This window comes from Elizabethkingia miricola (assembly GCF_001675285.1).
Taxonomy (GTDB): Bacteria; Bacteroidota; Bacteroidia; order Flavobacteriales; family Weeksellaceae; genus Elizabethkingia; species Elizabethkingia miricola.
The window spans coordinates 470818-483654 of record NZ_LSGQ01000030.1 but is presented as its reverse complement, the minus strand read 5'-3'; the positions used below and the strand labels follow the sequence as shown (position 1 = coordinate 483654).

At 36.7% G+C, this 12837-nt stretch carries 11 protein-coding genes and 1 tRNA gene; 6 read left to right on the top strand and 6 right to left on the bottom strand.

From position 1 onward, the window contains the following. Positions 1 to 67: 67 nt before the first annotated feature. Together ATE49_RS16695 and ATE49_RS16690 are read right to left on the bottom strand one after the other, a co-directional pair. The gene (locus ATE49_RS16695) at positions 68 to 949 is read right to left on the bottom strand and encodes a cupin-like domain-containing protein (RefSeq protein ID WP_065083013.1); all 882 of its coding nucleotides are present in this window, start codon (positions 947 to 949) and stop codon (positions 68 to 70) included. 235 nt (positions 950 to 1184) lie between these two features. After that, the gene (locus ATE49_RS16690; RefSeq protein WP_065083012.1) at positions 1185 to 1949 is read right to left on the bottom strand and encodes an amidohydrolase; all 765 of its coding nucleotides are present in this window, start codon (positions 1947 to 1949) and stop codon (positions 1185 to 1187) included. Positions 1950 to 2021: 72 nt separating this feature from the next. On the opposite strand from ATE49_RS16690, the gene ATE49_RS16685 reads away from it, so the two are divergent. The 6 genes from ATE49_RS16685 to ATE49_RS16660 all read left to right on the top strand — a co-directional run bounded on the left by ATE49_RS16685 (position 2022) and on the right by ATE49_RS16660 (position 7919). Further along, entirely contained in the window at positions 2022 to 2471 is a 450-nt protein-coding gene (locus ATE49_RS16685) for a DUF6646 family protein (protein WP_045182743.1), read from the top strand. A 44-nt stretch (positions 2472 to 2515) separates the two neighbouring features. After that, entirely contained in the window at positions 2516 to 2980 is a 465-nt protein-coding gene (locus tag ATE49_RS16680) for a hypothetical protein (protein ID WP_034871910.1), read from the top strand. Between the two features lie 105 nt (positions 2981 to 3085). Then, positions 3086 to 4420, top strand: coding sequence for an RIP metalloprotease RseP (rseP, locus tag ATE49_RS16675; RefSeq protein WP_065083011.1), 1335 nt, complete (start codon positions 3086 to 3088; stop codon positions 4418 to 4420). Positions 4421 to 4508: 88 nt separating this feature from the next. Further along, positions 4509 to 4582, top strand: a tRNA-Asn gene (locus ATE49_RS16670). Positions 4583 to 4802: 220 nt separating this feature from the next. Next, complete coding sequence (locus ATE49_RS16665; protein WP_065083010.1) at positions 4803 to 7025, top strand: TonB-dependent receptor; 2223 nt, start codon at positions 4803 to 4805, stop codon at positions 7023 to 7025. Between the two features lie 246 nt (positions 7026 to 7271). Beyond that, positions 7272 to 7919, top strand: coding sequence for a C40 family peptidase (locus tag ATE49_RS16660; protein ID WP_065083009.1), 648 nt, complete (start codon positions 7272 to 7274; stop codon positions 7917 to 7919). A 328-nt stretch (positions 7920 to 8247) separates the two neighbouring features. On the opposite strand, the gene rodA is transcribed toward ATE49_RS16660, so the two are convergent. From rodA to mreC, 4 genes are read right to left on the bottom strand one after another with little or no spacing between them, the layout of a single operon-like run. Further along, positions 8248 to 9477, bottom strand: coding sequence for a rod shape-determining protein RodA (gene rodA, locus ATE49_RS16655; RefSeq protein ID WP_059156115.1), 1230 nt, complete (start codon positions 9475 to 9477; stop codon positions 8248 to 8250). 1 nt (position 9478) lies between these two features. After that, positions 9479 to 11470, bottom strand: a complete 1992-nt coding sequence (locus ATE49_RS16650) for a peptidoglycan D,D-transpeptidase FtsI family protein (RefSeq protein WP_065083008.1) — start codon at positions 11468 to 11470, stop codon at positions 9479 to 9481. Then, positions 11467 to 11970, bottom strand: coding sequence for a rod shape-determining protein MreD (gene mreD / locus ATE49_RS16645; protein ID WP_059156113.1), 504 nt, complete (start codon positions 11968 to 11970; stop codon positions 11467 to 11469). Before mreD ends, ATE49_RS16650 begins: the two co-directional genes overlap by 4 nt. After that, the gene (mreC, locus tag ATE49_RS16640) at positions 11960 to 12808 is read right to left on the bottom strand and encodes a rod shape-determining protein MreC (RefSeq protein WP_034871861.1); all 849 of its coding nucleotides are present in this window, start codon (positions 12806 to 12808) and stop codon (positions 11960 to 11962) included. Before mreC ends, mreD begins: the two co-directional genes overlap by 11 nt. Positions 12809 to 12837 lie beyond the last annotated feature (29 nt).

Here is a 12837-nt window from a genome sequence, read left to right as displayed (position 1 = left end):
AAGAATCCGGAAAATTTTCATATAATAAAACTAACAAAAAAATCCCAGCATTGCTGGGATTTTTATTTTATTTCGGAAGGCCTCTTTTCAGTGCGGTATTCGCTCTTTCGAAAGCCTTTTTTTCTTTCCAATCCATATAACGTTTTTTATAACGCGATTTCATGAAGTTGTCAAACTTGCGTTGAACGGTAAGGTTCCAAAGAGAATGGGCTTTTACACCCCAGCTCTTATCCCATGCACGAAGTGAAATAGAAAATGAACCATCCAGATACTTCATCCAGTGCCACCATCCGGTTGGCATAAACAAAGTATCTCCATGTTCCAGATAACATTCAATTCCTTCTACACCGTCCAATGCCGGAAATTTGCTGAAGTCAGGATTCTCAATATCATAATCCTCCAGTGCATATGTTGCATATGGAATCTGATACAAACGCTCTTTCCACTTGTAGTCGAAAAGCAGAATATGTTTTCGTCCGTTAAAGTGTGTATGGAAGATATGAGCCATATCGATATCAAAATGTAGGAAGGTTACAGAACCTTTACCTCCGAAGAACATGTTTGGATATTTATCCAGGAATCCTCCCATTAAATCTTTTGGAGAGATATAATCATCCAGTAATTTCGGAGCGAATTTTATCGGATCAAAAAGGAAAATTCTGAGGTCAGTAGGTTCCTTCTGAATAAGGTCGATATAATCGCCAAATTTCATTTCTGCAGCTGATGAATTAATAGGTGCAGAAGGATCAGCTTTTGAGCTGTCATATAAAGGAACAGTTACATCGCCAACCACCTCTTTCATATATTCCATGGTCCACTTCTGATAAGCAGGCCATTTTTTAGCCATATTTTTTATTACCACTGGCTTACGTGGCTTTAGATATTTTTCGCGGAAATCTTCCTGTGAAATGTCGTCTACAACATCAATCGGTTTAAGAATAAGTCCCATTTCATTTTATTTATGATGCAAAAATATTAAATTTTCTTAACACAAACGGGAAGAAAACGGTATTGTTTAGAACGATTATAAACAAAATCCAATGAAAAAATCTATCACTTTTATAGGCTAATTTAATTTTGTCTATTTTTCAGTTAATAATCAGAAAATTATAGCACAATCAAGTTGATAGCACGGGTTTTATTAAATTGATTTTCAGTAAATTATTATAATAAATGGTTTCGCCCTATAAAGAAAGGCTGAAAATATCCTGATCGGTTAAAAACGGAAACTTATTTCTGAATTCAGTTAATAAATCTTTATCTAATTCGGCATAAATAAGATTATCCTTTAGAAGTGCTATTTCTGAACCATCTGCAAAGAAGCAATGAGAGGATCCGTTATAATGTAGCTTATTGCCGTCATCTCCTACACGATTTAGGCCAAAAGCATAAGACTGATTTTCAATTGCTCTTGCTTTTAGCAGTGTATCCCAGGCATCTATTCGGGAAGATGGCCAACTGGCAACATTCAGGATCAGATCGTAATTTTCCGTATTTCTTACAAAGACAGGAAAGCGAAGATCATAACAAACCTGCAAACAGATTTTCCAGCCTATATATTCAATAACTATTTTTTCTGTTCCCGGTGTATAAAACTGATCCTCTTTTGCATAGGAAAAAAGATGTCTTTTATCATAATGATGTATAGTTCCATCTTTTTCTATAAAATAAAAACGATTGTAGAATTTGCCATTCTCTTTTACAGCAACACTTCCGCCTACAGCAATATTGTTATCTACAGCTAAAGATGTCATCCAGTTCAGAACTTCACCATCCTGATCGGCAATTTCTTCTACATCCATACAGAAGCCAGTAGCAAACATTTCAGGGAGAAGAAAAATATCCGGTTTATCTTCTTTTGGCAAAAGATTTTCGATTATTTCAAAATTCTTAACTTTATTTTTCCATTGAATATCATGCTGTAAGCCCAATATTTTTAAATTTTTCATAAACAGTAAGAATAAATTTATTAAAATTGCGTTAGTAAAGTTATTGATAATAAAGGAATATAAGATTATTTTATGAAAAAGGTATTGTTTTCTATAATAGGAATGTTTGCTATTCAGATGACCAGTGCTCAGGCTTGGAATGGGCAAGGTGACCAAAAAATACAAGCAGGCATGAATGTATGGGGAAAAGGAGGTTTTGGTGTTAAAGGGTCTTATGATTACGGAATTGCTGATGCAATCTCTATAGGTGCCGGAGTTGGTATTTATTCTGAAGGTAAAACGGTTGACGGAAATAAAAAAACAGCGATATCTGTATATGCACGCGCAAATTACCATCTGAAGGATGTATTGGAGCTTCCGGATAAATTCGATATTTATCCAGGTATAACAATGGGAGTTCTTGGTGATACATTTGATTTTGGAGCACATATAGGATTCAGATATTTCTTTACACCTACGATCGGAGCTTTTGCTGAAGTAGGTAACAGAGGTGGGATCGGTGTAGTATTCAACCTGAAATAATAAAAAGAAAAGTAAAAACAAATAAATATAAACTATTGACGATTATGAAAAATTTATTGAAATCTTTATTTGCTGTTGTTTTTTTAGCAATTGGAGCAACTCAGGCAAAGGCACAGATCTACAAAACGAGCTTAGGGCTTTCTGTAGATTTTGGAGATGGATCTACTTTGGTAGGGCCGGCTGTAAAGCACTTCTTCGACGCTAACAATGCCGGACAGGCAGAAGTAGTATTTGGTAACCACGTTACTATGCTACAGGCAATGTACTCTTACAACAAAGGTATTTCCGGAGCTAAAGGTCTTAACTGGTATTTAGGTATCGGACCGGCTTTAGGTTTTGTTAAAGGTGGAGATACTCAGTTTGCAATCCGTCCGATGGCAGGTTTAGAGTACAAGATTAACGGAGCACCTATTGCATTTTCATTCGACTGGAGACCAGCATTCTGGCTTTCAAATGGTGGAGATTCTAATGTAGGTAGATTCGGATTTGGATTCAAGTTTACATTGTAATCCATAAACAACAAAAAATAGTACAGTTGCCTTATTATAAGGCAACTTTTTTATTTCCCCTCAGGCTCGAATATTATTCCTATTTTTGCATTTCAAATATTACAAATGGAGTTATTTAATCAGATATTTCAATTCGTTTTAAGTATATCAATCTTGGTGATCCTACATGAATTAGGGCACTTTATTCCGGCTAAACTTTTCAAGACCAAAGTTGAAAAGTTTTATCTTTTCTTTGACCCTTGGTTTTCTCTAGTAAAAAAGAAAATCGGAGAAACAGAATATGGTATAGGCTGGCTTCCTTTCGGTGGTTATGTGAAAATTGCCGGAATGGTGGACGAAAGTATGGATACTGAACAATTGAAGAAACCTGCTGAACCATGGGAATTCAGATCTAAACCGGCTTGGCAGCGTCTTATTATCATGCTTGGCGGGGTAACAGTTAACTTCTTTTTGGCCTGGTTAATATATTCATGTCTTTCTTTCTTTAATGGAGAAACTTACCATGATAATGCTAAATTTGAAAACGGTATAGCTGTTTCCGAAGAAGGCCGCAAAATGGGACTTGAAACAGGTGATAAAATCCTGAAAATTGACGGAAAGCCTGCTGAAAGAATGGAGACGTCCATGATCAATATGCTTTTCGCGAATGAGGCTACTGTATTGCGTAATGGAAAAGAAGTAACCTTTCCGGTTAATGAGAACGGAGTTGCAGAAGTTATTAAATCTAACGAAGCAAAAGCTTATTTCTCTCCAAGATTTCCTGCCGTTATAGATTCTGTTGCACCAAATATGGGGGCACAAAAGGCTGGATTATTAAAAGGAGACAGAATTATCTCTGTAAACGGAAAGCCAGCTCCTTTCTTCGATGAAGTTTCGGGAGAGGTAACGGCTAACAAAAACAAAACTATTACTATAGGAGTAGAGAGAAAAGGTGAAAAGCTTGAACTTCCGGTAAATGTAGATGCTAAAGGAAAAATAGGCTTTACACCAGATTTTAAAGTAATGATGGCTTCTTTTGAAAAAACTAGTGTAACAAAAGAATACGGATTCCTTCAGGCTATTCCGAGAGGATTTACCAGAACTATAGATGTACTGGTAATGCAGATAAAGCAGTTTAAAATTATCTTTAACCAAAAAACAAAAGGTTATACTAAAGTTTCAGGGCCTATAGGTATTATAAAGCAAATGCCTGCACAGATTGACTGGGTTGCATTCTGGTCGTTTACGGCAATGTTCTCTGTATGGTTGGCATTCCTTAACCTTATTCCTATTCCAGGATTGGATGGAGGCCATGTTTTATTTACACTTTGGGAAATGGTAACAGGAAAGCCTGTCCCTCAGAAAGTATTAGAAAATGCACAGATGATAGGGGTGATATTCCTGTTAGGGCTTATGATTCTTATATTCGGTAGTGATATTTATAAGCTGATTTTCAATTGATAGAGATTTTATTGCAAAAAAATGTAAAAAAATATTTGCAGTGAATATAAAATGTGTGTATATTTGCACCACTTAAAACAAAGGACATTCCTCCTTAGCTCAGTTGGTTAGAGCATCTGACTGTTAATCAGAGGGTCGCTGGTTCGAGCCCAGCAGGAGGAGCTTCTTATAAAGCACTTACAGAAATGTAGGTGCTTTTTTTATGCTCTGTATTTCTTTAACCTTTCTGTTCTTATTGCTTCAGAATCTAATTAACTGATGTTATCGGTTTGTTTCTTATTCTTAGAATAGTTCTCCTGACAAATTTCACTATTATTTTGTTTTAATTTAGAATTAATAAAAACTATATTTGCTGCCAGTTAAAATATATTTATTTCTGTTTATGAAAAAACAAATAATATTGCCTGCTATAGCTGTATTGGCTTATTTCCCGGGATATGCACAAAGTGTAAAAGATTCCGGAAATACTAAGAATATAGATGATGTTGTAATTGTAGCCTCCAGAAAGCCGACGAAGATATCGGATATTCCCGGAACAGTTTGGGTAGTGCCAAAAGATAAAATTGAACTACAGGCTAAAAACGGAGTTCCTATTAAAGAAATGCTTTCTATTCTCATACCGAGTTTAGACATAGGTCCACAGGGTAGAACCAATTACGGTCAAAATATGCGTGGCCGTTCGGCATTGGTAATGATTGATGGGGTTTCTCTAAACAGTATAAGAACAATCAGCCGTCAGCTGGATGCTATAGATCCTTTTAATATCGAAAGAATTGAGGTTCTTTCTGGAGCAAGTGCAATCTACGGAGGTAATGCAACCGGTGGTATTATTAATATTATTACCAAAACGCCTTCTAAAAAAGGCTTAAGTGGTGAGACTGAATTAGGAGTGCGTACCGGGTTTATGGGGAAATATGATCACGATTATCGTGCTGCTCAATCTATCGCAGGGAAAGGCGAAAAGTTATTTGGAAGACTTGGTGTTGCCTACCAGCAGAATGGTGGTGTATATGGAGCCGACCAGAAGCAGCTGATTACTGATATCACCCAGACAGATTTACAGTATAACCAGTCAATAGACATCCTTGCAACAGGAGGCTACAAATTTAACAACAAGCATAAGATTACAGCATCTGTACAGTATTATAATTCCAAATTCAATGGTGACAGAAGTGTTTTTCTGGGTGAGAATCTTAGTGCTTTTACAAAAAGAGATCCTAAAATCTTATCTATGAGAGACGGATTCTCTTCAGATAAAAATATCGGAACGGAACGTTATATGGGAACTTTAGCGTATACCGGAAACAATATATTAGGAGGGCAGGACCTTTATGTGCAGGTTGCTACAAGAGGTGAGAAATTAGGCTTTTACCCTTTTCCGGGTAATCTGAAGTTACAGACGGGTACAATAAGCTATATGTCGTCTTCCCAACAGAATACTTATTATACAGGTATAAAAGCATTGCTTTCTAAAAACTGGAATAAGCTAAATATTACTTACGGGGTTGATATAGATTTTGAAAAATTCGATGCAAATCAGTCGGTATACAATCTTGAAAAAACAATGTCAAGCGGCGGGTTAATTAACACAACGCAATACGAGCTTGGCAGGTATCCAACTAACCATTCCAGAAGTTATGCAGGATATGCTCAGGTAAAATATGATATCATTCCTAAATTACAACTTAATGCAGGGGTGCGTTATCAGAGAATTAATGTAGAGGTAGACGATTTTGTAGGTGCAACGCAGCAAGTGCAGGTAGCAATGGGCTATGGTAAATCTGCTTCAGCTATTCCTGGTGGGAAAAGCGATTACAATATGACGCTTGCCAATGCAGGACTCTTATATAAGATTAATGAAAAGAATCAGGTATGGGGAACTTTCTCTCAAGGTGTGAGTCTTGCTGACCCGTCCAAGTATTATGGTGCCGGAACTTACGCTCTGGATCAGAAAACGGGAAACTGGAATGTAGTATCCAGTATTAACGTTAAAGAGCAACCATTACAGGGCATTAAAACAAATCAGTATGAAGTTGGTTACCGTATTAACAGTAATGGCTTTAAAGCCCAGGTTTCAGGGTTCCTAAGCAATTCCGATAAAAGCATAACAGTAGACAAACAAACATTTCAGTTAATTGTCAATGATCTGAAGCTTAGAAATATGGGAATAGAGGCAGAAATATCTTATTACATGCCTAACGGAGTATATTTTGGAGCCAGTGGACTTTTAATAAAGTCTGAAGTAGATAACAAAGGAGCGTGGAACAAACAAGAGGTTTACAATGCTTCACCTTCCAAAATGGTATCTTATATAGGCTATCAGATTAAAAACTGGAACTTCAGATACCAGCATTTACAAAACTTTAAACTTAAAGACGATCTAGGAAATGTGATCGACGCATACGATACAGCAGATCTTATGATTGGCTATCAGCTGCCATGGGGTAAATTTAACCTCGGTATTCAGAACCTTTTCAATACCGATTATCAAACGATATGGAGCAAGCGTTCGCAGATTCTGTATGGCGCTTACGGTGTTCCGGACTTATTCTATTATAAAGGAAGAGGAAGAACATTTAATCTTTCATATACCTTTAATTTCTAGTATCAATGGTATTTATAGACAGATTGGAATAAATTTGTTAAAGAATCTTAATAAAAAGAAACCGCAAATCGCCAAAAAAGGCAGTTTGCGGTTTCTTTTTTTTTAACACTCTCTATATAAACGTTAAAAAGTGTTAAAATGTACAGGGTGCATGGTGGTTGAGCAGTGCTCGAAAAACACCTTTGTCTAAATTTGTGAAGCAATTTTCAAAAAAAGAGTACATTTTAACACAGTAATTAAATATATATGAAGAAAAGAATTTCACTTTATTTAATAGCAATTGTAGGAGCTATGTCACTACAATCGTGTGTTTCTAATTATGTTGTTTCCAGCCCTGTACAATACAAAACCGATGCCAAACTGGCGAAACTAAGCCCGAAAAAAATAGCGGAAGCTAAAAAAGAAATCAAAGAAAATGTAGGCGAATCTGTGGCTACATTTGCGAGCTTAGAGAAGGCGGGAATGGAAGAAGCATTAAACGCATCAGTAAAAAGAAATAATACAATCGATAATGTCCTGAAGCAGGCATATACATACCTTGGTACACCGTACCGTTTAGGCGGTACAACTAGAAGCGGAATAGATTGTTCTGCTTTTGTTTTGTCAGTATATGAAGAAGCTACAGGTGTAGAATTACCAAGAGTAGCGGCATCTCAGGCTCATGAAGGAGAAGCTATAGCAAAAGAAAACTTACAGAAGGGAGACCTTATTTTCTTTGCACATTCAGGAAGAGGAAGAATTTCTCACGTAGGAATTGTTGAAGAAGTAACATCTTCTGGTGAAATCAAGTTTATCCATGCTTCTACATCAAGAGGAGTAATGGTATCTTCACTGGATGATTCATATTGGAGAGGAAAATACAGATCAGCAAAAAGAATTATTGCAGAGAACTAGTATTTTGTAGAATAAATGAAAATAACAAAAACAAAGCCTTTAGATTTCTAAAGGCTTTGTTTTTTATGGGGTGTATTTAAGCTCTAATCTTTATAGTTGATATTTCTCCCAGAAAAACAATGTTATTGATTGTAAATGGCTTTTATGTTCGTCATTAAGCTTTGAGATAATTATAGGTCATAATCTTAATATACTCATTTGGCGATTAACGAATAACTAGAATTCTTTACAAAAGTATATTAACAGACAGCCATGATCCTGCATATGTAAGCAGGATTAGCTAATTCCGATTGTCGAGGAATGTAATATAAGCTTGAAATAAAATGATTTATACCAGACTATTGCGGTCTGCGTAGTTCAGTTTGAAGAATATAAATGTCATCATAGAAAAGGCCAATAAGGAACTGCCTCCATAACTGAAGTAGGGCATAGGGATACCAACCGTCGGAAATAAGCCCATAACCATGCCTAAATTGATACAAAAGTGTAAAAGAAGTATAGAGGCAAAGCTGTAGCCAAAAACCCTGTTAAAGGTGCTCTTCTGCTTTTCTGCCAGATAATATATCCGTCCGATATACAAAACATAACAAATAATAAGCGTAGCACTTCCTATAAAGCCCCATTCTTCACCTACTGTACAGAAGATATAATCGGTTTGCTGTTCTGGTACAAACTTACCCTGAGTTACAGAACCTTCCTTGTAACCCTTGCCCCATAGTCCACCAGAACCTATAGCGGTCTTGGAATATAAAAGGTTGTAACCAGAGGTATCACGAAACATTCTTTCACCCTTATAAAGCACTTCAATTCTTTCTCTCTGGTGCTTAGGCAGTTTTTCAAGGATTTTTGGAGAAGCCATAGCCAATCCGCTAAGAATAAGCACTGAGCCTACAATAGAACCAATGGAAATAATATTCCATGGGATTTTGTAATAATTAAAGAAGATGAGTAATCCGGTAATAATAAGAATTCCTAAAACGACATAAAGTGGATTTATGGCAAGTGATACGAGGAAAACCACAGCAAAAAGGAAACCTAAGCCAAAAAGCCATCCACTAAGCCCCTCACGGTATAAAGCAATAAAAAAAGCACCAAATACCAAAAGAGAACCTACATCCGGAATCGCAAGAACGACAACAGCAGGAATAGCAATAATAGCAAGAGCTGTCCACAGAGATTTCTTATTTTTTATATTAAAATCGGGCCCGGCAACATAGTTGGCCAGCATAAGTGCTGTACCAATTTTGGCAAATTCTACGGGCTGCATGGTAAAACTCCCGAATTTATACCAGTTTTTCTGTCCTAAAATCTCTTTTCCGAAAGGGAATAATCCAATAAGTAGTAATACCCCACCAACATAGATAATAGAAGCCATGTTTTCGAAAAACTTATTCCGGGTAAAAAATATGATAATACCAACAAACACTGAAAGACCAAAGAATATCAATTGCTTCTTACCTAATTCAGCATCTACACTATTGATATTTGCAATAGCGAAAATACAAAGCAGGAAGTATAGTCCTAGTCCCAGCTTATCAATTCCTTCGGCCCACTTCATACTAATTTTTGGTTTTATTTTGTTGTTGTTGCGGCTTCGGTTGTTCCGCTGATATTCTCAATGCCTTCAGGCTGTCTTCTGTTTTTTTCTTCTTCTGGATAGAATCCTGTTTGCTTGGCTCTACATAAAGGCCTTTTCTCTTCAGGTCAACAATCCATTGTCTTTTATACTCCGGCATAAAGCTGGAAGTTATCATTTTTTTATACAGATGTTCCCGTTTAAGCTCACCGGTTATATATTTTTCAGCAACCACTGTTGCAGCAGGACCTGCCCATGTGGCACCGAATCCGGCATGCTCCATTACCGCAGCGACTACAATTTTTGGTTTATCAGCAGGAGCAATCAGAACGAAAATAGAATTATCCTTACCCTGTGGAACCTGTGCAGTACCTGTCTTGGCCAGCTGTGTAAAGTCCGAAGATCTCAAACTTCTTGCAGTACCTGCTAATACCACCTGTTCCATACCTTTCAGAATTGGTTCAAAATACTTAGGATCTACAAGAGTTTTGTGCTTTTCCTTAAAGCGAGGGTCTGGATTAGGTTTTCCGTTAACAAGTTTTACAATATGTGGTGTTATATACCAGCCTTTGTTGGCAATTGCAGCAACTGCATTTGCCATCTGAAGAGGTGTAAGAAGTACATCTCCCTGTCCCATACCATTGAATATAGCTCCGTTTCTGGTAATATCAGAGAACCAGTTTTTAGTACCGCTTCTTTTTTCATAGAACTCTCCGGATGGAATACGCCCTTTGGAACCAACGGCTAAGTCATTGTTCAGGAATTCACCAACGCCAAAGCTATTCATTATTTTTTTCCACTCGTCAACACCTTTGGTAGGGTCTCCCGGATATTTATTCATAATTGAAATAAAAGCATAGGAGAAATAACAGTTACTGGAAACCCGTATTGCAGGAATCAATGGATCTGCACCACCATGTCCCTTAATTCTAAGACCTCTGTAATTAAAGCCTCCACCACAAGGGTATACTGTCTTTTCATCCATTACACCCATCTGCATCCCGGCCAAAGCTGTAAGCAGTTTGAATGTAGACCCCGGAGGATAAGCTGCCTGTAATGATCTGTCGAAGGTTGGTTTGTTATCGTAAAGTGTATCTACCTGTAGTCTGTACAGATTTTTATTTTTCTCAGGACCTGTAAACTGATTCGGATCGATATCCGGGCCGGAAGCTAAAACCAGAATTTCTCCGTTATTAGGATCTATAGCGACAATAGCACCATGTTTGTTAACCAGCATTTCTTCAGCTATTTTCTGAAGATCATAATCTATGGTTAATGTTAGGTCATCTCCGGGAACAACTTGTTTATCCAGTTTACCATCTTTATAAGAACCAATATTTCTCAGACGGATGTCTTTTTGGATATATTTCATCCCCTTAACACCACGAAGCTGCTTTTCATAAGATTTTTCGACTCCGGTCATACCGGCAATATCACCCGGAAGATAATAGGTAGAGTCTCTTTTGATATAAGAAGGGTTTACCTGATTGGTATAACCTAAAAGGTTTCCAGAAGTATTTATTTCATATTGTCTTTGTGGCCTCGAAACAATTGAAAATGCGGGATATTTAAAAATACGCTCCTGAATTCTGGCAATGTCCTCTCTTCCTAAATCCTTGATAAAGGTCATTGGAGTGAGCTTCGAATAATATTTTTCAGCTTTTACTTCTTCTATACGTTGAATAAACTGTGTTTTGTTCATTCCTACCAGAGTGCAGAAAGAAATAGTATCAAAATCAGGCTTCATAAGTGCCTGGGTAAAAGATATTTCGAAGGAAGGCTGGTTGCCTACCATAATTTTTCCATTTCTGTCAAATATAACACCGCGCTGAGGAATAACATATTCGATTTTAATAGAGGTATTGGCTGCATTCAATGCATACCTGTCGGTAAACAACTGTAAATAGGCCAAGCGCGCTACGAAAATGCACGCGATAATACTAATAAAGGCCAATATTCTGAAGTACGGTTTCACACTTTTTGTTTGATTCTAAAAATTAAGGCATACAGGAGGATAAATACAAATGAAATAATTGTAGTAAAAATAACATTTATAAAGACTTCCAGAATTCTGCTCAATTTAAAAAATTCAAGATATTGTACCAATAGCTGATGGATAAAAATATTGATAAATATAAAAAACAAAAATTGTGTCCATTGGATGGACTGAAAAGAAAAGCTATCAGCTTCATTGGATATAGAAGACTGAAATAATTGTGTTCTGAAATAAGCTATAAGGCATGTAGCAAATGCATTAATTCCCCATGTTCCAAGGAAAGCATCAATACCAAGGCCTAATAAAAAGCTTGAAAATAAATAAATATAATTATTACGGTAGAATGGGTAGAACATTACAAAAATAGGGTATACCACGGGGATATATCCGGAAATTGAAAGTCTGTTAAACAGAAATATCTGCAACGCAATAAGCAATGCAATCATTAAAAGGTCTGTAATAACATTTCTACTTACCATTCTGCACTTTGATTAAAGTATCCTGAATTTGTTTTGCAGGCATTTTTTTAAGGTTGTTCACGATGAACACCTTCTGGGTCTGCCCCAGTTTTTCACTCAGCTCTACTGAGATATCCCAGAAACCGGTTTTTGGATCTACATCATAACCGGCAATTTTTCCAATCATAATGCCTTTCGGGAAAATAGAAGATTTACCATCGGTAACAACGGTATCTCCAATTTTCAGCGGAACATATTTTGGTACATCCGAAAGATGCATCGTTCTGGAATCTTCACCTCTCCATGTTAGTGTACCAAAGTACCCCGAGTTTTTAAGAGAGGCATTAATTCTTATTTTGTGGATGCTCAGTACAGATTGTACAAGAGAATAATTGCTCGTTGTATTAATAACAATTCCGGCAATCCCTTGTGGTGAAATTACACCCATTTCTGGTGCAATTCCCTGCTGAGATCCTCTGTTTATTGTAAAATAATTGTCACTCCTGTTAATAGAGTTAAAGACAACATCGGCATCTACAAATGTGTAAACCTGCTCTCCTTTTACAGAGTCATTTACTTTTGTAAGTTTTGCAGGACCCGAATAATCTTTTCCGTAAAGCTCTATCATAAGGGCTTTGTTTTGGGCAACGAGATCTTCATTTATCTGTTTTAATTTCAGATAATTGGTTCCTTCGTCTATATATCCGGAAATCCTGGAGTTAAAAGCAGAAGTTTGTGCAGCAATAAAAGACTGCTGCATAGAATTTTTTCTGAAAATTAAGATTACAGCAATAATCTGCAAGACGATAAAGAAGACGAAGAATCCATTCTTCGAAAATAATCTTATCAGAAAGCTCATTTAATTTTCAGAGGGAATATAGGGTTATA

Bases quoted from the DNA above. Each gene is read 5' to 3' on its own strand.
- ATE49_RS16685 (WP_045182743.1), top strand. From the start codon at position 2,022: ATGAAAAAGGTATTGTTTTCTATAATAGGAATGTTTGCTATTCAGATG.
- rseP (WP_065083011.1), top strand. From the start codon at position 3,086: ATGGAGTTATTTAATCAGATATTTCAATTCGTTTTAAGTATATCAATC.
- rodA (WP_059156115.1), bottom strand. From the start codon at position 9,477: ATGAAGTGGGCCGAAGGAATTGATAAGCTGGGACTAGGACTATACTTC.
- mreD (WP_059156113.1), bottom strand. From the start codon at position 11,970: ATGGTAAGTAGAAATGTTATTACAGACCTTTTAATGATTGCATTGCTT.
- mreC (WP_034871861.1), bottom strand. From the start codon at position 12,808: ATGAGCTTTCTGATAAGATTATTTTCGAAGAATGGATTCTTCGTCTTC.
- ATE49_RS16665 (WP_065083010.1), top strand. From the start codon at position 4,803: ATGAAAAAACAAATAATATTGCCTGCTATAGCTGTATTGGCTTATTTC.
- ATE49_RS16680 (WP_034871910.1), top strand. From the start codon at position 2,516: ATGAAAAATTTATTGAAATCTTTATTTGCTGTTGTTTTTTTAGCAATT.
- ATE49_RS16695 (WP_065083013.1), bottom strand. From the start codon at position 949: ATGGGACTTATTCTTAAACCGATTGATGTTGTAGACGACATTTCACAG.
- ATE49_RS16660 (WP_065083009.1), top strand. From the start codon at position 7,272: ATGAAGAAAAGAATTTCACTTTATTTAATAGCAATTGTAGGAGCTATG.
- ATE49_RS16690 (WP_065083012.1), bottom strand. From the start codon at position 1,949: ATGAAAAATTTAAAAATATTGGGCTTACAGCATGATATTCAATGGAAA.